Source organism: Pseudarthrobacter sp. 902506025, assembly GCF_040702325.1.
Lineage (GTDB): Bacteria > Actinomycetota > Actinomycetes > Actinomycetales > Micrococcaceae > Arthrobacter.
This window is the reverse complement of sequence record NZ_JBFBKW010000007.1, coordinates 114,809-134,617: the sequence shown is the minus strand read 5'-3', so window position 1 is coordinate 134,617 and position 19,809 is coordinate 114,809. Positions and strand designations below refer to the sequence as shown.

Below are 19,809 nucleotides of genomic sequence, written 5' to 3'. Positions count from 1 at the left end.
CCCTGCCGGGCGGGGGATGCCCCGCGCGGCCGCAAAAGCGCCGCGAAACCTTCCGTTACCAAGGCAGGACTATCATGCAGGTAAGAATGCCCACTTCCACCAGCACGGAGACAACCATTACAGAAGCACCGGTCCAGGACGAGGTCTACTACGGCGCCCAGGCGTCAGTGGAAGAACAATTTCACGCCGAGATCACATCGGCGGCGGCAGAACGGCGGCTGGGCCACCGGGCCGACGTCGTCCGGCACAAGGGCCGCTATGCCCTGATCAATGACACCAGGACCCCCTACCAGGCCATGGTGGAAGACCTGCTGTTCCTGCGGAACGTCCTGGCGAACGCCGGCCTGTCGTACCTCCTGGTCCGCGGCAACAATGACCGCCCCGTGCTGGCCCTGGACTGGAAGGATCGGAAGAAACTCCGGGCTGCCCTGGTGGAGGCGTGCCGGGACGAGCCCTTCTACTCCATGACCGTGGACGCGAAGAAGAAGACGTCCGTCCTGGTGGCGGACGGCGAGCTGTCCCCCAACCGGCAGGGACGCATCTTCCGGCTGTACCGGCCGCGGGTGGAGCCGGTGGGCGGTTTCGAGTTCGGCGCCTCTGCCGGCGTCCAGATTGAGCTGTGGTCCTTCGAGGGAGAACAGCTCATCCTTCCGATCGAGAACTCCCTGACCCGCAGGACGCTGCTGCGCCAGGATGCGGTCCGGGGCACCGTGGAGCGCTACGGTCACACGTGGCCCACCATCGAGAACATGTTTGCGGACCACGCCAGCGACATCAGCTTCGACATCGACATCGTGTTCTCCTGGGTGGACGGCAGCTCCCCCGAATACATCGCGGCCCGCCGCGCCCAGCAAAAGGGACATGTCCTGGGCGAAGGCGACGACCATGAGGCCCGGTTCCGGCAGATCAACGAACTCAAGTACGCACTGCGGTCCGTGTACATGTTTGCGCCCTGGATCCGCCGGATCTTCATCGCCACGGACTCCCCCGCTCCTTCCTGGCTGGCGGAGCACCCTTCCGTCACCATCGTCCGGAGCGAGGAGTTCTTCTCCGATCCCTCGGTGCTGCCCACGCACAATTCACAGGCTGTGGAGTGCCAGCTGCAGCACATCGATGGGCTGTCCGAGCACTTCCTTTACTCCAACGACGACATGTTCTTTGGCCGGCCGGTGGGCCCGGACATGTTCTTCACCCCCGGCGGCATCACGAAGTTCATCGAGGCGGAAACCAGGATTGGCCTGGGCGAGAACGATGCCGAGCGCAGCGGGTTCGAAAACGCCGCCCGGGTGAACCGCAAGCTCCTGTGGAACCGGTTCGGCCGGATCACCACCCGCCACCTGGAGCACACTGCCGCGCCCCTGCGGCGGAGCGTGGTGGGCCAGATGGAGGAGGAGTTCCCGGAGGAGTTCCGCAAGACGGCGGCCAGCCGGTTCCGTGCAGCGGACAACATCTCCGTGACCAATTCCTTCTACCACTACTACGCCCTGCTGACCGGCCGCGCCGTGACGCAGACTGCGGCGAAGGTGCGCTACGTGGACACCACCATGCGCTCGGGCCTGAAGTACCTGCCCAAGCTGCTGGCCAAGCGGAACATGGATTTCTTCTGCCTGAACGACGGCAGCTTCCCTGAGGTCAGCGCGGACGAGCGCGCCGAAGTGGTGACGGACTTCCTGGAAAGGTACTTCCCCATCAAGGCGCCCTGGGAGAAGTAGGCTGGCCGCCCATTGACCCTTCACTTCCAAAGCACTGGGGCAGGCTCCGTCAGGGAGCCTGCCCCAGTGCTCTGTGGAGCCGGTATTACCGGCTGGTAGGCACCCCGAGTTTGGTGCTGCCGCGCTGCTTGGTGGTTTCCGGGATCCTGATCCCGGCGGCCTCCAGCCGCCGGGCCGTCTCCTCGGGAGACACATACTCGCCAACGGTGGGGGCACTGCCCATCGGCACCACGGAGTGCACGATGGTGTGTTCATACACGTGCACCAGGTTGAACGCCTGGCCGCCGTCCTGCCCGCGGGTTCCGCCCACAGGTACATTAAGGTCCTGGGTGTAGCAGGAAGCCGACGCCACCGAGACGGGAACGCCGGCGAAGCTCGCGGTGGTGGAGTAGTGCAGGTGTCCGGCCAGGATGGTGCGGACATCCGAATTACGCACTACTGCGGCCAGGGACGCCTGATCGCGCAGTTCCACCAGCACCGAGAGGTCCAGCACTGACGGGACCGGCGGGTGGTGGAGGGCCAGGATGGTGCCGTCCGGGGCAGGGGTTTCCAGCTGGCGGGCCAGCCACTCCAGCTGCGACGGACTCAGTTCGCCGTGGTGGAATCCCGGGACGGTGGTGTCCAGAGTGATGACCCGCAGCCCGTTGATGAAGTAGCTGTGGTCAACCGGCGCGTCACTGCCGGGCTGGTCAAGGAGTCCCCTGCGGAAGTTGGCCCGGTCGTCATGGTTTCCCATGGCCCAGATGACCTGGGCGCCCATCTCCTTGCAGGCCGGCTCGACGATGGCCCGAAGCTTCACGTACGCCTCGGCATCGCCCTTGTCGGCAAGGTCGCCCGTGAAGATCACGGCCTCCGGCCTGGCCCCGGACGCTTTGACTTCATCGAAGAGCTGGATAAGCCTGGCTTCGCTGTCGACGGTTCCGTAGAGGGGTTCTGGACCTCCCAACAGGTGGGGATCGCTCAGGTGGAGTAGGAAGTGGCGTGGCCGGGGGTGTTCGGCCTCGATGTGCTCCATTGCTACCTCTATGGTCGGTGGGAAGCCGTTCTTCCCTTGTACCCTTCAGTAATATTTATCCAATCAGACATTTGGCAAACATGGGGTAAATCTCCGCCGCTGATGTGGAAAAAATTACAAGAACTGCGCTTTTGCAGGGCAAATTCGGCGGGCCGCCCTTTATTCGAGCGCATGCTCGATGGCCTCGATGATCTCTGCAGAGTCGGGCTCGACCGTGGGGGCGAACCTCGCCACCACATCCCCTTCCCGGTTGACCAGGAACTTCTCGAAATTCCACTTCACCAGCCCCGGCAATAGCCCGGTCTTGAACTTGGTGAGCTCCGAATAGAGCAGGTGCTGGTTCCTGCCGCGGACCTCCGCCTTGGCCGTCAACGTGAACGTGACACCGAAATTCCGTTCGCAGAAGTCAGCAATGTCGCTGTCCGTCCCCGGCTCCTGCCCTGCGAACTGGTTGCAGGGAACGCCCAGGACCTCGAACCCCCTGTCGCGGAACTTGCCGTAGAGGGCCTCGAGGCCCGCGTACTGCCGCGTGAAGCCGCAGTTGGAGGCCACGTTGACCACCAACACCACTTTTCCCTTGAACTGGCCGAAATGTGTCCTGGTGCCATCGTTCAGGATCAGCGGGATCGGATAGAGGGGTCGCTGGCTGCGTGTCAGAGGAGAGATGTTCATGGAAGGGATTCGGTGCCGGCGGGGCGCCGTACGGGTCCGGGGTGGAAATTCCCTAGGCCGGGGGTGCAGTCGGTACTGGTTCTGTCGAGGTAGGGGTGGGGGTTGGCGTCGGCGTGGGGGCAGGCTCCGCGGGCGGCAGGGTCGGCGCAGGTGCCGGGGCGGTGGTGGTTGGTGCCGGGGCCGGCTCAACCGGTGCTGGGGCCGGGGCCGGCTCAACCGGTGCTGGGGCCGGGGCCGGCTCAACCGGTGCTGGGGCCGGGGCGGGAGCGGGCGCGGTCTCCACCGGCGTTGGCGCCGGTTCTGGGGCGGGAGCGGGGGCAGGTTCCACCGGCGTTGGCGCCGGATCCGGGTCGGGGGCGGGCGCGGGCGCGGTATCAACCGGCGTTGGCGCCGGAGCCGGTTCAGTGGGCGTGGGCTGGGCGGGAACCGGCGAAGTCGTCGGCGTTGGGCTTGCAGGGTCCGTGGGCGACGGCGACGGTGTGGGCGACGGCGTGGGACTTGGTGACGTCGGAGTTGGCGAAGTCGGGGTCGGCGAAGTGGGTGTCGGCGACGGCGTGGGACTTGGTGAAGTCAGGGTGGGTGAAGTGGGCGACGGCGATGGCTCCGTCGGTGACGGAGACGGCGTCGGGCTTGCCGGGACGGTCGAAGGATCGCTGGGTGCCGCCGCGGGCGAAGGCGGCGCGGTACTTACCGACGGTTCAGCAGTCGGCGGTGCCGTCGTCGTCAACTGCACGTTGGGAGCGGGCAGCACGATGCCCGTTGCCTGGGATGGCGACGGTGCCGGGCCGGGTACGAAAAGCGGCGGGAAGGGTGAAACCTGGAGCCCCGCTGCAGGGAGCCCGTCACCCGGATCAACCTGGAGGGGGATGGTCCAGCTGATCCTGCCGCCGGACAACCCCATACCCGGGGCGTACGACACCATCCCGGCCGGAAGGGCCTGGTCCAGCGCCCGGAGCTGGAGGAAGTTCCATCTCAGGGGGTTGGTGTAGCGGCCATTCAGGATTGCCTCGAAATGCAGGTGGCAGCCCGTGGACCATCCGGTGGTGCCAACGCGCGCGATGACCTGGCCCACCCGCACCTGGTCGCCGGTGTGCACACCAATGGATTCCAGGTGGTTGTAGGTGGTGATGAGCCCGTCGCCGTGGTCAATCTCAATCCGGTTGCCGCCGCCCCAGGGGTGCCAGCCGGCTGCCCGCACAACACCGGAATCAGCGGCGTAGACCGGGGTTCCGCAGGGGGCAGCGTAATCCTGGCCCAGGTGGAAGTCTCCCGCCGCCCCGCTGATCGGGCTGACCCGGAACCCGAACGGCGAGCTCGGGTCCAGAAGTTGCAGGGGCGCCATGAGGAAGCCGGGCAATGGCCTGCCGGCACCGGCCGGACCCAGCGTGAGGGCCGCCGTGGCGCCCTGGTCGACGCCGCCGATGGACGTGTGCGGGAAGGCCAGGGCCACCTGCGGATTGGAGAAGATGGCCGGCGGAAGGGCAGTGGCGCCAAGCTGGTCCGTTGCCGTCGGGGCTGGTTCGCCGTGCCCTTCCCGGAGCTTCGCCGTTCCGGACGTTCCGTACGGGGCGGCACTGCCCGGAGTGGTCCCGGTGCCGGCCACCGATCGCGCCAACTGTGGCGGCTCAGCGGAGCCGGCGGAAAGGTTGACGGCGCAGACGGAGGCCGCCAGCACGCCGGCAGCAGCGACGGCCCGGGCAACGGGGGGAAAGGTACGCTGGTCCGGCTTGCGGTTGCCGGGCACGGAATTCTTGCCCAATTGACTGACTCCACGACGTGGCCTGCCGCACGGTGTCTCGACGGTATGTCCCATGGGACCACAGGACCGCAGGCGTGGAAACCCCATAGCCGGACAATGCGGGTTTTTTGTGGGTCGTTAGGGGGTGGAGCTGGGCTTCCCTGCCGGATCCAGCCGCGCGTGGCGCAAATGGGCGACAATGTCTCATGCGCAATGTCCTTCGTACCTGGCAGGACGAAATCAAAAAGACCTTCTCGGGCAGGGCCGACGCCCCGCCGGACTGGACGCTCAAGCTGGCCGAGGGCGACAACGCTGGCTACCACCTGCCCGGTTCGGCGGTGTGGGCGGTGCACGGCTCCATGACGCCCATCGTGGGTGGAATCCGCACGCTGCTCATGCAGTCGCTCCATCCTGGTGCGCTCGCGGGCGTGCATGAGCACTCCAACTTCCGTGACGACCCCCTGCGCCGGCTGGCCAACACAATCCGCTGGATCTTTACGGTCACCTATGGATCCACGGACGCCGCGGAGGAAGCAACGCGGCGGGTACGCCGCCTGCATGAGCCAGTCCAGGGCAACTACGAGGACAACGACGGCGAAGTGCGCACCTACAGTGCCAACGATCCGGGGCTGGCCAACTGGATCCACCTGGCCTTCACGGACGGCTTCCTCGCAGCCCACAGGATTTGGGGCGGGACCATCCCCGGCGGCCCGGACGCCTACGTGCGGGAGTGGGCCCAGGCCGGGAGGCTGATGGGGGTGGAAGACCCGCCGCTGACGGAGGCGCAGATGCGCAGCCAACTGGAACGCTGGTACGCGCAGGGGGCGCTGCGGGCGGACGGCCGGGTCAAAGAGACGGTGGAGTTCATCCGCAATGCGCCGCTGCATCCGCTGCTGAAGCCTGGCTACCGGATCCTGTTTGCCGCTGCGGTCTACAGCCTGGAACCCCGGTACCGCCAGATGCTGGGGCTCTCTCTTCCACGGCTGGGCCCGTTTCCCCTGCCCGTGCGGTTAACCACAAAGGTGGTGCTCGGCGTCGTCCACCTGGCCCTGGGCGGTCCCCGGAGGCGGATGGGTCCCAGCGAAACAGCAGCGAGGCAGCGCCTGAGGCGGCTTGGTGAACCGCTGGCAGATCTGGCCTGACCATGAATCGGAAGGCTGCAACGGAGGCAAAAAAGCAAGAACCCGGCCCCGGGTTACCGGGGCCGGGTTCTTGACCGGCGGAGAATGGGGGATTTGAACCCCCGAGGGCGTTAACCCAACACGCGTTCCAGGCGTGCGCCATAGGCCGCTAGGCGAATTCTCCAACTGCTTCTGAATCAAAAGCAGGTACTAGATTACCTGAAGTTTTCCGCATCGCCCAATTGGCCCATCCGGCGGCGGTTTTTTGCCGGCCGCAGCCCGCCTCAAAGGGGCGCGGCGACGGTTGCCTTAACCTGAAAATGGACGCCCCCAATGCGCCCATTCCCTGTTGCACCGTTGAGCTGCCGGGTCCAACCCCGTTAAGCCAGGCCACGCAGCTCACAACCTTGAGATTGCCCCAATCGGTGTACATAGCCATGATCCCGGCTGGGGCGGGGATAAGCAATGGACATCCGTACCCGGGCATCCACCGGCCAGGTGCCGCCGACCCGCCGGGCGGCGTGCCAGGGCCTCCGGCGGCGGCGCCGGGTCCGATTCGAGTCGGGCCGGATGTTCGGGTAAAGTATCTGACGGCCCCTCATGTGGCGTCATCCTGTTGAACTCCCCCAGGACCGGAAGGTAGCAAGGGTAAACGGGCTCTGGCGGGTGCATGGGGGGTCTTTACTATTCCCCCACAGGGCGGCATGATGTCAGCCCGGATTGGTAGGGTTTTCTCTGTGACAGTTACTACCGCCCTGTACCGCAGATACCGTCCCGACTCGTTCGCTGACGTTATTGGCCAGGAGCATGTTACCGAGCCGCTGATGACGGCGTTGCGGAAAAACCGCGTCAACCACGCCTACCTTTTCTCCGGCCCCAGGGGCTGCGGCAAGACCACGTCCGCCCGTATCCTGGCCCGCTGCCTCAACTGCGCCCAAGGCCCCACGGACACTCCCTGCGGAACCTGCCCCAGTTGCGTTGAGCTGGCCCGCGGCGGTTCGGGTTCCCTCGATGTCATCGAGATTGACGCCGCGAGCCACGGCGGTGTTGACGACGCCAGGGACCTCCGCGAGCGCGCCACCTACGCCCCCGTGCGGGACCGCTACAAGATCTTCATCATCGACGAAGCCCACATGGTCACCTCCGCCGGGTTCAACGCCCTGCTGAAGATCGTGGAAGAGCCGCCGGAACATATCAAGTTCATCTTCGCCACCACAGAGCCGGACAAGGTCATTGGAACCATCCGTTCCCGGACCCACCACTACCCGTTCCGGCTGGTGCCGCCGGAGCCCCTGATGGCCTACCTGGAGCTTCTGTGCCGCCAGGAAAACGTTCCCGTCGCCCCTGGCGTCCTGTCCCTGGTCATCCGCGCCGGCGGCGGCTCCGTCCGCGATTCGCTCTCCGTCCTGGACCAGCTCATGGCAGGCGCCGGACCCAACGGGCTGGACTATGAGCTCGCCGTGGCCCTGCTCGGCTACACCCACGCGTCCCTGCTGGACGACGTCGTGGAAGCCGTGGCTGCTTCCGACGCCGCCACCGTTTTCCGCGCGGTGGACCGGGTCATACAGACGGGCCACGATCCCCGCCGGTTTGTAGAGGACCTGCTGGAGCGCTTCCGCGACCTGATCATCGTGCAGGCCATGCCCGAGAGCGCCCACGCCATCCTGCGCGGGATGCCGGCGGACCAGATCGCCCGGCTGCAGAACCAGGCCCACAACCTTGGCGCGGCGGAGCTTTCCCGGGCCGCTGATGTTACCAACACGGCCCTGACCGAAATGACCGGGGCCACGTCCCCCCGGCTGCACTTGGAGCTTTTGTGCGCCCGGATCCTGCTGCCCAGCGCTGAACAGAATGAGCGCGGCATGGCAGCCCGGATCGACCGGGTGGAGCGGCGGCTGAACTACGCCGGGAACGACGTCGGTGCTCCCGCCACGGCAGCGCCGGCATCGGCGGAGGCGCCGGCGGCGGCGGTCCAGCCAACGCCAGTCCAGCCAACGCCAGTCCAGCCCATGGCACCAGCTGCCACTCCCGCCGGCTCCCCGCTGGATTCCCAGCGCGCGCACCAGCCGGCCGCCCCGGAGCCTTCTGCCAATACTGCTGCAGCCCACTCTTCCGCAGCCCAGGCTGCAGGGGCCCAATCCGCGTCCGCCCAGGCCGGACCGGCTGCTCCCGCCATGCCCGGTTCCGGGGACGGACAGGTTGCTCCCGCCTCTGACGGCGCCCGCAGTCCCCTGACACCCCCGCGGGTCAGCACCAGCGACTGGCCCGTCGAGGCAGAACCGTCCCGGCCCCGGACGGCACAGGGCCCCCCGGGTTCTGCCCCCGGCGCGGGGACCACCAACCCCACCCAGCGGCCCTCTTCAGGGCCGCAAGACCAGGCAGCGCCGCAGGCCCAAGACACCGCAGCGCCCCAGGCCCAAGCCCATGCAGCACCGCAGGGACAGGAAGACCGGCCGGCGCCCGGCCAGGCCGCGGCCACTCGCGTCCCGGACCGGCCGCAGGCCCAAAGCGACCAGGTGCCTGCCACCCACGGGCCCGGCAGCAACTCCCCCGGCGCCCAAACGCCAGGCCAGCAGGTGCCAGGACAGCAGGCCCCTGTTCATCAGGCTCCCGCAGCGCACCACCAAGCACCCGGCGGGTCGGCCCCGGCCAACCCCCCGGCCATGGGCGACGTCGAGGTTCTTCGCAGGGCCTGGCCGGATGTCCTGCAGGCGCTGTCCAAAATCAAGCGCAGCACCTGGGCCCTCGTTGAACCCAATGCGCAGGTCCAGGCGTTCGACGGCAGTGTCCTGACCCTGTCCTTCACCACGTCCGGCCTTGCCGGCGCCTTCGGCAGGGCGGACCATTCGGACAACCTGCGCCAAGCCATCCACAAGACCGTCGGCATCGACTGCCAGATCCAGGCGGTTGCCGGCGGCGCCAGCCAGGCGAGCTCTGAGCCAAACCCAAAAGTTCCCGCCAGCCCGGTGGTTCCGGCCACCTCAGCTGACGTTGCCTGGGGCCTGGCCCCTGCCTCTGCCTCTGCCTCTGCCTCTGCCTCTGCCTCTGCCTCTGCCCAGGCAACCCCAGCGGTGCAGGTACCCGCGGCAGCGGCGGGCACCGCAACGCCGCTGGGCGGTAGTTCCGGAAGCCCAGCCGCTGCCGGCAGCTCCCCCGCCGCGGGAAGCACCGCCCCTTACGGCAGTTCGGGAAGTTCTGCTGTGGCCGCAAGCCCGTCGGCCGCACCTGCAGCCGCCCCTTCAACTGCCACCCCTCCGGGTGCCACCTCTCCGGGGGCACGCCCGGCGGCCGACGCCAACGCGAGGGGCAACCACGGCATGGATCCTGCGGGGTCTGGCCCCAGTGCCACTGCCGATGCCACCGCCCGGGCTGCAGGGACCGCTGCCGACACCTCCGGCACGAATTCCGCCCACCCCGCGTACCCGCCTGCCGGAGGCGACTATTCCTACTCCGATGACGATTGGGGACCGCCGCGGGATGAGGACGCTCCCCCGCTGGATGAGGAACCCCCCATGGACTGGGAGCCCTCCGCGCGTCCGGGCAACCGGACGGCACCGCCCTCCCCTGCCACTGGTGCCGACCAGGCGGCAGGCGGCGCCCACCCTGCAGCTGCTGCGCGCTCCCAGGGGACTGGTGGCCCGGGCTCGGGCACCGCTTCCCAACCTGCCGGCCAGCCGGCTTCCCAGCCTGCTGGTGCCGCCCACGATCCCTGGACCCGGGCCGTGGAACAGGCACCCGGCGTATGGGTAGTGGGAGACAAGAGCAACGTCGGCACCAAGCCGGCACCTGCATCCGCGAATGACAACATTGGGGCGTCCGCCGCCGTCCCCCATTACGAGCCCGCAACCGCCCAAGTGCCGCCCTCCATTCCCGTGGCCCCGGCGGCCACGGCTGCTGCCGCAACGGGGCCAGACTGGGCTGCGGGGGCAGTTTTCGGCTCCAGCCGGACGGAGCCGGATGCTGGGCCGTACCAGGCCCAATCCCCGGATCCTTCCCCGGTACCCGAGTTCGCCATGGCGGCCGCCGCCCCTGCCCCGGTCACCCATGCTTCGGCTGCCCAGGCCACTGTTGCCCAGGCACCGGCTCCACAGCCAACCGCTTCCCAGGCAGCGGTTGCACAGGCGGCGGCGCGTGCGTCCGTTACGCAGGCACCGGCAGCACCCTCCCGGCCGCAGCCGGGAAATGCCGCGCCGGCTTCTGCAGGAACTTCTGCACCGACGGCCGGACGAACGGAAACGCGGCAAAGCCTGTACCAGCGGCTGTCCAACAGCCCCGAAGCTGAGGCAGGACGCGCCAAGGCCCCGGCCAGGGCCGCCGCGGCGCCGAGCGCCTACGTCCAGGACATACCAAGCGCCGACGATGAAACCATCGAGGAATCAGGCGTCTTCGGCCGGGCCGCCGTCGAACGCATCCTGGGCGGGAAACTGATCGAGGAGCGGTCCCTGGACGGAAGCCCGGTCACGCCACGCTACTGACGGCCAGGCCTGCCGCCGGGCCTTGCTGACCGACTGATCCATCCGCTATCCACACCAAGCTAAAGAGGGAAACGTGTACGAAGGTGCTGTCCAGGAGCTGATCGATGAGCTTGGACGCCTTCCGGGCGTGGGACCCAAGTCCGCACAGCGGCTGGCATTCCACATCCTTGAAGCCGACCCCCAGGACATGAAACGGCTGGTTGAGGCCATCACCACCGTCAAAGAACGGGTGAAGTTCTGCACCGTCTGTGGCAACGTCACGGAGCAGGAACTGTGCAATATCTGCCGCGACCCCCGCCGCGACCCCGCCGTGATCTGCGTCGTGGAGGAGTCAAAGGACGTCCTGGCGGTGGAGCGCACGCGTTCGTTCCGTGGCCGGTACCACGTGCTCGGCGGGGCCATCAATCCCATTGCGGGCGTGGGACCGGAGCAGCTGCGGATCCGCGAACTGCTCACCCGGCTTAACGACGGCGAGATCCAGGAAGTCATCATCGCCACCGACCCCAACCTGGAGGGTGAGGCAACGGCCACTTACCTGGCCCGGATGCTCAAGACGATCGGCATCGCAGTGACGCGCCTTGCCTCCGGACTTCCCGTGGGCGGCGACCTGGAGTATGCCGACGAGGTCACGTTGGGCCGCGCCTTCGAAGGACGCCGGAACGCCTTGGGCTGACGCACCCGGCGGCCCCGCCGTCGTACTGCCCGCGGGGCCGGACGTGCCGCAGCCCTGCCCGTGGGTACCACGGCGCCCCATGGCCGGAATGTGGTCACAATTCAACGTCCCTCCGGGCGCGGCGATAAACTGTGGAGGAAAGCCGCGCCGTCCAGCGTCAGGCTGCCTGGCCTCCAGAACTCCAATTGATCCGATGAAGGTACGCGCATGAGTACGCCCACCACCGAAGTGCACAACGCAACACAGCCGCTGGCGGCACCCGCCTCCGGCGCGGTGACCAAACAACTCATTGTGCAGAAGTTCGGCGGCTCCTCCGTCGCGGACGCTGACGGCATCAAGCGCGTTGCAAAGCGCGTCGTGGATGCCCAGCAGGCCGGCAACGAGGTCGTGGTGGTCGTCTCGGCAATGGGCGACACTACGGACGAGCTCCTGGACCTCGCCGCACAGGTGACCGACTCCGCCCCCGCCCGCGAAATGGACATGCTCCTTTCTGCCGGCGAGCGCATTTCCATGGCGCTGCTGGCCATGGCCATCAACAAGCTCGGCGCCTCCGCCCAGTCCTTCACCGGATCCCAGGCCGGCATGATTACCGACGGCATCCACGGCAAGGCGCGGATCATCGACGTAGACCCCCACCGCATCCGCACCGCCCTGGACAAGGGCAACATCGCCATCGTGGCAGGCTTCCAGGGCATGACCCGGGCCACCAATGAAATCACCACCCTGGGCCGCGGCGGTTCCGACACCACGGCCGTGGCACTCGCGGCAGCCCTCGAAGCGGATGTCTGCGAGATCTACACCGACGTGGACGGCATCTTCACCGCCGATCCGCGCGTTGTCCCGTCAGCCCAGAAGATCGACACGATCTCCAGCGAGGAGATGCTGGAACTCGCGGCCTCCGGCGCCAAGATCCTCCACCTGCGATGCGTGGAATATGCCCGCCGGTTCGGCGTCCCGCTCCACGTCCGCTCCTCATTCAGCCAGCATGAAGGCACCTGGGTCATCCCCAGCGCCGACGACAAGATCACCACTCAAGAGGGAGTTGCCTTGGAGCAGCCAATCATCTCCGGCGTTGCGCATGACCGTTCCGAAGCGAAGGTCACCGTGGTCGGCGTCCCCGACATCCCCGGCAAGGCCGCCGCAATCTTCCAGGTCATCGCCGACGCGCACTCGAACATCGACATGATCGTCCAGAACGTGTCCACGCACGGCACGGGCAAGACCGACATCTCCTTCACCCTGCCCATCGTTGAAGGCGCTGATGCCTTGGCCGCCCTGCACGCCGCGCAGGACCAGATCGGCTTCGAGGCCATCGAATACAACGAGCAGATCGGCAAGCTGTCCCTGATCGGCGCCGGCATGCGGTCCCACCCCGGTGTCTCGGCCACGTTCTTCAAGGCACTCTCCGACGCCGGCATCAACATCAACATGATCTCCACCTCGGAAATCCGCATCTCGGTGGTCACGCACGCCGATCTGCTGGACGAGGCCGTGCGCGTCATCCACAAGGCGTTCGGGCTCGACACCGAAAGCGAAGCGACGGTATACGGCGGCACCGGCCGCTGATCGCCAACGAAAAGCCGGGCTGCCCTTTCCTCGAAAGGAGAAGGCAGTCCGGCTTTTTTGTTTTCTGGAAGCATCCAGGAAGAATCAGGTTTCGCGTTCCAAATCTTCACGGCGTACGGCGTAGTGATGGCCGGTTGAGTCGGTCTCCACCACGAAATGCGAAAGGTCCTCTTCCGAGGCCTGCTCGAATTCGTCGTGTTTGTGCACCACGGGCGCGTCGGCGTCCAGTCGGGTGGCAGGACCAAAGACGAAGCGCAGCCTGTCAGTCAGGCCCATGAAGCTGGTGAGGACATGTGCCACTGTTTTCCACCCCCTTCCCGACCATCGGGCGAAAGTGCAGCAGGCCCCGGCAGGAGCCAGTGCCCCTATTTTATGCCCGGGACGCGGAAAAGGCTCCGGCGTAAAGCGAAGGAATCGCTACCGCAGGGAGCGGTCTTCAGGATTCCGCGGGACAACATACGTGCTGCCGTCCGGCCTGGTGATGGTCTCCCACTGTTGGGTCTCCGCCTGGCGCTGGGCCAGCAGGCGGCGGTTCTCGTCAGTCATGTCGTGCGCCAGCGCGGTGCGGCTGGCGGGACCGAAAACGGCCCGCAACTTCCCGGTGGCGCGCATGAAGCGCTGGGAGGCATTGCCCTTGTCCGCGGACCTGTCCCTGCCCATGAAGAGGTTCCTTCCACTCACTGTCCAACCTGCCACCAATGTACACTAATCATTAGTGCACTAACAATCGGAGGACCAATGACTGCCACAGCGGCAACGGACTCAAAAGAAACCGACGCAGCACACGAGGAGGACCTGCTCCTCGAACATCAGCTCTGCTTTGCGCTGACCGTGGCTGCCCGCAGCGTGGTGGGCGCCTACAAGCCCGTGCTCGAGAAGCTCAACCTCACCCATCCGCAGTACCTGGTAATGCTCTGCCTGTGGGAGGACAGCCCCCGCACTGTCCGGAACATCAGTGAAGCCCTGGCCCAGGAACCGGCCACCATCTCCCCGCTCCTGCGCCGTCTGGAAGCGGCCGAACTCATCACCCGGCGCCGTGCGGACGGCAATGAGCGCGCACTCGCCGTCGAACTGACACCCAAAGGCGCCGCCCTGCGGGAGCAGGCGCTCCGGGTGCCGGGGACCATGATGGAGCGGCTGGGGTTGACCCGCGGACAGGTCACCGAACTGCACGCGTCCATGATGGGGCTGATCGCCGCCACCTCCCAGTGAGTGATTGCGGCCAAACGGAAACCTGCCGCCGTACGCCAAGCGACTAGAATTACTGGACGAAGGAGAGGTGGCCTGATGCGGAAATTTCGGATGCTCGCGGCATTCCTGGCGGTCGGCGCCGGGCTGATCTCCGGTTGCAGCGGCACCCCTGACAGCGGCACGTCCAAGGGCACAGCGCCTTCCTCCGCCTCAACCTCCACGGCCCCGGGAAGCTCCCCGGGCTCTGCAGCTCCCTCCCCTGACACCGAAACTTCAGTGCCGGCTCCTGCCCCCGCCACGTCACGGCCAAGCAATGGCCCGGGGCAGGGGAACGCTGAACTCGCCATCACCCTGGTGCCGTCCCCGGGCGCGCCCGAGGTCAACTACACCCTGGTCTGCTCCTCAGGCGAGCCGGCCGCGGAAAGCAGCCATCCCAACGCCGCTGCCGCCTGCGCGGCGCTGAAAGCCAATCCGGCCATCGCCGCTCCGGCCGCGCCCGGAACCTCACAGCCCTGCACCCAGCAGTATGGCGGCCCCCAGACAGCCGCCGTCACGGGCATGGTGGACGGCGTCGCCGTGGAGTCAAAGTTTTCGCGGACCAACGGATGCGAGATCAGCGCGTGGGACGCTGCCAAGGACGTATTGGGCGCATCCGGTGGAGCCTCTTAAGCTCCTGGCGGCGGACACTGCGCAGGCAAGGGAAGAGGCCCACCTGCAGCGCGTCAGCCGCTATGCCGATCCATACCTGGCCCGGCGCTCCGCGGGACAGAAACACCCGGTGGAAGACTTCCTCTTCACCTACTACACGCAGAAGCCCGGCCAGCTGAAGCGCTGGCACCCCGGTGCCGGCGCAGTCCTCACCGGCGCCCAGGCAGCCGGACGGCTCGGCTGGAAGCATTACCGGACGCTCGACGACGGCGAGCTTGCCGCCCTGGGACTGGCTGCGGGAAGCACCGCGGTCACCTTCGACCGGCACGCCTTTTTGGCCGACCGCAGGGATGCAGTGGCCTTCGCCAGCATCATCCTCCGCGGCACGGCCGCCAGGCCGGCGCAGTTTGGCTGCTTCGGACTGCACGAGTGGGCCATGGTCTACCGGCAGGACAAGTTCGACCTCCGGCATGAGTACCTGCAACTGCGGCTGGGTGCGGCCGGTACGGACAAGGTGGTGGAGGACAACAGGATCCGCTGCACCCACTTCGACGCGTTCCGGTTCTACACCCCGGACGCCATCCCGCTCAACGAGCATTCGCCCAGCCGGGAATCGCAGCGGCACACGGAGCAGCCGGGATGCCTCCATGCCAACATGGACCTCTACAAATGGGCCTATAAACTGCTGCCGGCGCTGCCCAGCGAGCTGGTGATGGACTGCTTCGAACTGTCGTGGCGGATCAGGGCCATGGATATGCAGGCATCCCCCTACGACCTGGCCGACTGGGGGTATCCGGCCATCCCCATTGAGACGCCCCATGGCAAGGCCGCCTATGTTGAGCACCAGCGCACTTTCGCAGCGGAAGCGGGTGCACTGCGCGAACGGCTGGCAGCGGAACTCGGGGTCATCGCGGAAGGAGCGCCACGGTGATAGACCTGACCATCAGCATCCGGGACCACCCCGACGCTCCCGAACACGTGTTCCGGCTGGTATCAAAGGACGGGCACCCGGCTGCCGGGACCACCCTGCCAGAGCCCGTGACCGCCCTGGCCGCCGTGGAGCGGTTCGGCGAAGACATCTTTTTCCCCAAGCCGGGGCCGCCCAAACTGTGCACGCAGCAGTACGGGGGCCCGCAGGTTGCCCTGGTCACGGGTATGTACCGTGGGCGCGCCGTCCACGCGACCTTCTCCCGTACCGACGGCTGCGAAATCGCCCGCTGGAAAGCCATGGGCCCCCTGCTCGGCGGGACCGCCACGTAGCTTCCTGCGGCAGCAACGAGCCAGGAACGAAAGCGGCCGGAACGAAAAAGGTCCCGGGTGGCCTGACGACCACCCGGGACCTCCCCCCATGTCTTCCCGGTCAGGCGGCGGGTACCGCCTGCGCCAGGCCAAGCTGGGGAGCGCCGGCCGGGGCGGGCGCGGAGCCCGGTCCCACCTGCACGTTCACCCACGTTTTGATGCCGTTGCTGCCAAGGCTCAGCCGTGAGAGGTAGGAACCGTCAGCAAGGCCGGTCCAGTTCAGCGTCGCCGAGGTGGCGGTTCCGTTCGGCGCCACGATGGGGTTCGGGTTCACCGTGAGATTGCCAGCGTCCCCGGCGAAGGTCACGGCCTGGACGGAGGCCGTGGCGGGGCCGTTGTCAGGTGTGGCGTACAGGTTGGCCACCACATAGTAGGTTCCGGGACGGGGTGATTCCAGGTCCAGGAACTCACTGGCGGATGCTGTTGCCACCTGAGTGGCCGTGAGGCCGCCCGCTCCGTTCGGGGCGTAGACCACCATGTCCCAGTCGACGTCGTTCGACTGCGCCTGGATGCCGAGCCGGGCAAACGACGTGCCGGCCGGCACGTTTACCTGGACCAGGGCATTGTGCGCATCGTTCGTCGGGGCATACGCGCCCGGGGTCTTGGTGATGGCGGTCTGGCTCAGCGGCGCCAGTCCTTCGACGGCGACGGCGATGGGATTGTCCGAACCGGAGACAAGCTCCATGGTGCCGCTGCCGGTGCCCGTGGCCGAGCTGAAGGTGAAGGACGGGGCGATCTGGGCGTCAACGGGGCGGATGGCGATTGGTGACGCCACCGTCCGGGGCCCCTTCCAGGTGAGGCTTCCCGTGCTGAATTTGCCCATTGGTGCGCTGACGTTCCGGATGGTCAGGGTTACGTCACGGGTCTGGCCTGCCTTGGCGAAGTTCAGGGCCTTGGGTTCGACGTTGACGTTGAAACCCGGCATGTTCACCTCGGGACGGTACATGCCCGGCACCAAGGCGGTCACCTTGCGCTTCACCTGGACCTCTCCAACCAGGCTGCCCAGGGCGATCGAGGGCAGGTTGAGGTCGCGGGCGGCGATGGTGCCTGCCTGTGGCGCTCCGGTCTGCACACCTTGTCCATTCAGGAAACCAAGCCAGTCCTGGATGCCGGAGTCGTAGACCAGCCCGGGATCAAGCACCCGGGTGGAGTCGATGTGGCCGGCGCCGCCCTGGAACGGATCCGTATTGGGGGTGCCATCGGCGTTGACCAGCGGATAGGCCGTGGTCATCATGGCGGACTTCACCCTGGCGGGGGTCCATTTGGGCTGCTTACCCAGCACCAGCGCGCCGAAACCGGCGATGTGCGGGGCTGCCATGGAGGTACCGGACATGAATCCGAACTGGGCGCCGTGGTTGCCGATGGTGGAGACGCCGGCCAGGACGTTGACACCGGGGGCAGAGATGTCCGGCTTGAGCAGGTCACCGCCGGAGGCCAGGGTGGGTCCGCGGGATGAGAAGCCGGCGATCTGGGGTGCGGCTGCCGGGGGCAGGCCGGTCAGGTCGCCCTTGACCAGGCTGACGGTCAGCGCCGGGTTGGCTTCCAGCTTGGATTTCAGTTCCAGGCTCTTGGGGGCATTGACGTGGACGGTGGGAATGACGTGGTTGTCGGCGTCCTCGGAGCTGCTGGTGAGGTTGACCAGAATCATGCCCACGCCGCCCTTGGCCAGGACTTCCTGGCTCTTGGCGGTCCGGTCCACCACGCCGCGGTCACAGACGACTACCTTGCCCGCCACTTTGCCGGCGTCAAGGGTTCCCGGACCGCAGAGGTTGGGGTTGGCCGCGCCGGGGGCCGCGGCAGCAGCAGCCACGACAACGGGCTTGTCCGCCACTTCCGACTTCATGATTGACGCGCCGCGGTACAGCGACCCGTCGGACACCTTGACCGTTCCCAGCAGGTCACTGGGGAAGGTGGACGCAGCAACCGTGGTCAGCCACGGGGACGCGTGGTTCACCGTGGAGGCGGTCGGGCCGGAGTTTCCGGCGGAGGCCGAGACGAAGATCCCGGCGGCGGCAGCGTTCAGGAATGCCAGCGCCACGGGGTCGGTGGTGCTGTTGTTGTTGCCCGAAATGGAATAGTTCAGGACGTCGACGCCGTCCTTGATGGCCGCGTCCACGGCCTCAACCGATGCCGAGGAGTAGCAGCCGCCCGTGTCCGGGTTGGTGTCCTCCCAGCAGACCTTGTAGACCGAAACCTTGGCGGCGGGGGCGATGCCGGAGCTCTTTCCGAAGCTGGCTCCGTCGATCACCTGTTCGATGTTGGCGTTGCCGGCGGCCGTGGTGGCGGTGTGCGTGCCGTGGCTGCCCACGTCCACCGGGGAGATCTGCTCTTCCGGGGCGCGCTGTGCCGGTGGCACGTACTGAAGGAAGGAATCCGCGAAATAGCGGGCGCCGATGACCTTGGAATTGCAGAGCGATCCGTCAAAGGACGCCCCGGTCCCCTGGCCTTTTTGGCATTCGCCCTCGAAGGTTGTGCCGTCCGCTTTGAGCATGGCAATCCTGCCGTCACCGGTGCGGTAGGGAACGCCGACCTGCGGGTCGCCCTGCAGCGGCTTCAGCGGTTCGCCCTGGAGGAAGGGGTTGTCCGGCGCATAGCCGGAGTCGATGACGCCCACCACAACGCCCTTGCCGGCGTTGGCTTCGCCGCCGAACTGCTGGGCCCAGGCGCCGTCGGGGCCGGTGAGCTTGAGGAAGTCGGTGGTGGTGTAGTCGGGCTTGTTCTCGACGTCCGGTGCCACGGCCAGGACCCGGGTGTCCTTTGACAGTGCTGCGGCCTGCACCGCCGTCAGTTCAGCCGTGAACCCGTTAAGGGCTGCCGTGTACTGTTTGGCGGGGGTGACGCCCTGGGCCGCTGCAACGTCCCGTTGCTGGGTGCGCAGGTGGGCGTCGTACGCCTTGTAGTTGGGACTGCCGGCGTCGAGCTTCCTGCCCAGCTGGGGCTTGGTTGCACCAAGTCCTGCAGCTCCCCCTTCGTAGGCCGCGGCGGCAGGACCGGCGAGTACCACAATGTACCGGCCGTCCTTGAACTGACTGTCCTTTGCGCTGGAGGAAACATTTCCCGGGCCTTGGACGCCAGGCGCCGCCGAGGCGGGAGCCACGGCCAGCGAGCTCAGGATCAGGGGCAGCCCGACGGCCAGCGCGGCCGCCTTCCGGAGTCCCCCAGCCCGCGAAGGGCTCTTTCCAGTTGATTTCACGTGCAACCCTTTCACGATGTGCGGCCCATACTTGGTGGGCGCCCCAATGACTGGCACTGCAGAGGGAATTACAGGTTTTGTAATTTGCCGCGACCAGGCTGTTCACAGAGTACAGACTGATAGCGCGATATGACATAGAGCACATTCAAGAAAATTCCGCTTGTCATACGGGGAACACCGAAGGAGTGCGGAACTAAAAAAGGGCGCCCCGAAGGACGCCCTGCAAGGAGCGGAGGAAGCCTGCCCGTGCTACTGCCGGGGAGTGCGCACCACATCACTGATCCATTGCCTGGTCTTCTCATCCACAGGCCCGGCCACCCGGGTCTCGCGGGCCAGCCGGTCCGCTTTCACCTTCTGGAACACCATCCGGCCCAGACCGGCGAACACGGCAGCGGCAACCACCGGCAACAGCACGGACTTCGAATTCTCAGCCATCCAGCAATCCTAGTGAAGGCCTCCCGGCAACTCCAGAACCAGCCAAAGAACGGCCGTGCGGCCCCGGCGTT

At 66.9% G+C, this 19,809-nt stretch carries 16 protein-coding genes, 1 tRNA gene and 1 other RNA gene; 10 read left to right on the top strand and 8 right to left on the bottom strand.

What is annotated here, in order from left to right:
* Nucleotides 1–74 precede the first annotated feature (74 nt).
* Nucleotides 75–1,712: a stealth family protein gene (locus AB0280_RS14210; RefSeq protein WP_159633467.1), complete on the top strand. Its 1,638-nt coding sequence runs from the start codon at nt 75–77 to the stop codon at nt 1,710–1,712.
* Nucleotides 1,713–1,797: 85 nt separating this feature from the next.
* Here the strand turns inward: AB0280_RS14210 and AB0280_RS14205 are convergent, their stop codons facing one another.
* The 3 genes from AB0280_RS14205 to AB0280_RS14195 all read right to left on the bottom strand — a co-directional run bounded on the left by AB0280_RS14205 (nt 1,798) and on the right by AB0280_RS14195 (nt 5,158).
* Nucleotides 1,798–2,727: a phosphodiesterase gene (locus AB0280_RS14205; protein WP_159633470.1), complete on the bottom strand. Its 930-nt coding sequence runs from the start codon at nt 2,725–2,727 to the stop codon at nt 1,798–1,800.
* A gap of 159 nt (nt 2,728–2,886) precedes the next feature.
* Entirely contained in the window at nt 2,887–3,399 is a 513-nt protein-coding gene (locus tag AB0280_RS14200; protein ID WP_366367579.1) for a glutathione peroxidase, read from the bottom strand.
* Between the two features lie 52 nt (nt 3,400–3,451).
* Nucleotides 3,452–5,158: a M23 family metallopeptidase gene (locus AB0280_RS14195; RefSeq protein ID WP_366367577.1), complete on the bottom strand. Its 1,707-nt coding sequence runs from the start codon at nt 5,156–5,158 to the stop codon at nt 3,452–3,454.
* Nucleotides 5,159–5,343: 185 nt separating this feature from the next.
* On the opposite strand from AB0280_RS14195, the gene AB0280_RS14190 reads away from it, so the two are divergent.
* Nucleotides 5,344–6,279 carry an oxygenase MpaB family protein gene (locus AB0280_RS14190; RefSeq protein ID WP_366367575.1) on the top strand — a complete coding sequence of 312 codons (936 nt, stop codon included), beginning with the start codon at nt 5,344–5,346 and terminating at the stop codon, nt 6,277–6,279.
* Nucleotides 6,280–6,357: 78 nt separating this feature from the next.
* Here the strand turns inward: AB0280_RS14190 and AB0280_RS14185 are convergent.
* A tRNA-Ser gene (locus AB0280_RS14185) sits at nt 6,358–6,442 on the bottom strand.
* Nucleotides 6,443–6,847: 405 nt separating this feature from the next.
* Here AB0280_RS14185 and ffs point away from each other — a divergent pair.
* From ffs to AB0280_RS14165, 4 genes are all read left to right on the top strand, one after another.
* Nucleotides 6,848–6,944: signal recognition particle sRNA small type (ffs, locus tag AB0280_RS14180), an RNA gene on the top strand.
* Nucleotides 6,945–6,965: 21 nt separating this feature from the next.
* Complete coding sequence (locus AB0280_RS14175; protein ID WP_425328618.1) at nt 6,966–10,733, top strand: DNA polymerase III subunit gamma and tau; 3,768 nt, start codon at nt 6,966–6,968, stop codon at nt 10,731–10,733.
* Nucleotides 10,734–10,806: 73 nt separating this feature from the next.
* A complete protein-coding gene (recR, locus tag AB0280_RS14170) occupies nt 10,807–11,406 on the top strand; it encodes a recombination mediator RecR (RefSeq protein WP_141158226.1) in 600 nt (199 codons plus the stop codon).
* Nucleotides 11,407–11,613: 207 nt separating this feature from the next.
* The gene (locus AB0280_RS14165; RefSeq protein ID WP_224024744.1) at nt 11,614–12,972 is read left to right on the top strand and encodes an aspartate kinase; all 1,359 of its coding nucleotides are present in this window, start codon (nt 11,614–11,616) and stop codon (nt 12,970–12,972) included.
* Between the two features lie 84 nt (nt 12,973–13,056).
* Here the strand turns inward: AB0280_RS14165 and AB0280_RS14160 are convergent, their stop codons facing one another.
* Nucleotides 13,057–13,272, bottom strand: coding sequence for a hypothetical protein (locus tag AB0280_RS14160; protein ID WP_159633488.1), 216 nt, complete (start codon nt 13,270–13,272; stop codon nt 13,057–13,059).
* Nucleotides 13,273–13,389: 117 nt separating this feature from the next.
* The gene (locus tag AB0280_RS14155) at nt 13,390–13,632 is read right to left on the bottom strand and encodes a hypothetical protein (RefSeq protein WP_159633491.1); all 243 of its coding nucleotides are present in this window, start codon (nt 13,630–13,632) and stop codon (nt 13,390–13,392) included.
* Nucleotides 13,633–13,710: 78 nt separating this feature from the next.
* On the opposite strand from AB0280_RS14155, the gene AB0280_RS14150 reads away from it, so the two are divergent.
* From AB0280_RS14150 to AB0280_RS14135, 4 genes are all read left to right on the top strand, one after another.
* Nucleotides 13,711–14,184, top strand: a complete 474-nt coding sequence (locus AB0280_RS14150) for a MarR family winged helix-turn-helix transcriptional regulator (RefSeq protein ID WP_159633494.1) — start codon at nt 13,711–13,713, stop codon at nt 14,182–14,184.
* Between the two features lie 75 nt (nt 14,185–14,259).
* On the top strand, nt 14,260–14,832 hold the full coding sequence (locus AB0280_RS14145) for an SSI family serine proteinase inhibitor (RefSeq protein ID WP_366367570.1): 573 nt from the start codon (nt 14,260–14,262) through the stop codon (nt 14,830–14,832).
* Nucleotides 14,819–15,742, top strand: a complete 924-nt coding sequence (locus tag AB0280_RS14140) for a 3-methyladenine DNA glycosylase (RefSeq protein ID WP_425328617.1) — start codon at nt 14,819–14,821, stop codon at nt 15,740–15,742. The genes AB0280_RS14145 and AB0280_RS14140 overlap by 14 nt, the downstream gene beginning before the upstream one ends.
* Nucleotides 15,739–16,071: a serine protease inhibitor gene (locus AB0280_RS14135; protein ID WP_159633503.1), complete on the top strand. Its 333-nt coding sequence runs from the start codon at nt 15,739–15,741 to the stop codon at nt 16,069–16,071. Before AB0280_RS14140 ends, AB0280_RS14135 begins: the two co-directional genes overlap by 4 nt.
* A 100-nt stretch (nt 16,072–16,171) precedes the next feature.
* Here AB0280_RS14135 and AB0280_RS14130 read toward each other — a convergent pair whose 3' ends face one another.
* Nucleotides 16,172–19,303: a S8 family serine peptidase gene (locus AB0280_RS14130; protein ID WP_366367569.1), complete on the bottom strand. Its 3,132-nt coding sequence runs from the start codon at nt 19,301–19,303 to the stop codon at nt 16,172–16,174.
* Between the two features lie 249 nt (nt 19,304–19,552).
* Entirely contained in the window at nt 19,553–19,738 is a 186-nt protein-coding gene (locus tag AB0280_RS14125; protein ID WP_159633506.1) for a hypothetical protein, read from the bottom strand.
* Nucleotides 19,739–19,809: the final 71 nt, after the last annotated feature.

Excerpts from the sequence above, each read along its gene's own strand:
- AB0280_RS14210 (WP_159633467.1), top strand. The coding sequence starts at position 75 with ATGCAGGTAAGAATGCCCACTTCCACCAGCACGGAGACAACCATTACA.
- AB0280_RS14205 (WP_159633470.1), bottom strand. The coding sequence starts at position 2,727 with ATGGAGCACATCGAGGCCGAACACCCCCGGCCACGCCACTTCCTACTC.
- AB0280_RS14200 (WP_366367579.1), bottom strand. The coding sequence starts at position 3,399 with ATGAACATCTCTCCTCTGACACGCAGCCAGCGACCCCTCTATCCGATC.
- AB0280_RS14190 (WP_366367575.1), top strand. The coding sequence starts at position 5,344 with ATGCGCAATGTCCTTCGTACCTGGCAGGACGAAATCAAAAAGACCTTC.
- AB0280_RS14175 (WP_425328618.1), top strand. The coding sequence starts at position 6,966 with ATGTCAGCCCGGATTGGTAGGGTTTTCTCTGTGACAGTTACTACCGCC.
- AB0280_RS14165 (WP_224024744.1), top strand. The coding sequence starts at position 11,614 with ATGAGTACGCCCACCACCGAAGTGCACAACGCAACACAGCCGCTGGCG.
- AB0280_RS14155 (WP_159633491.1), bottom strand. The coding sequence starts at position 13,632 with ATGGGCAGGGACAGGTCCGCGGACAAGGGCAATGCCTCCCAGCGCTTC.
- AB0280_RS14150 (WP_159633494.1), top strand. The coding sequence starts at position 13,711 with ATGACTGCCACAGCGGCAACGGACTCAAAAGAAACCGACGCAGCACAC.
- AB0280_RS14145 (WP_366367570.1), top strand. The coding sequence starts at position 14,260 with ATGCGGAAATTTCGGATGCTCGCGGCATTCCTGGCGGTCGGCGCCGGG.
- AB0280_RS14125 (WP_159633506.1), bottom strand. The coding sequence starts at position 19,738 with ATGGCTGAGAATTCGAAGTCCGTGCTGTTGCCGGTGGTTGCCGCTGCC.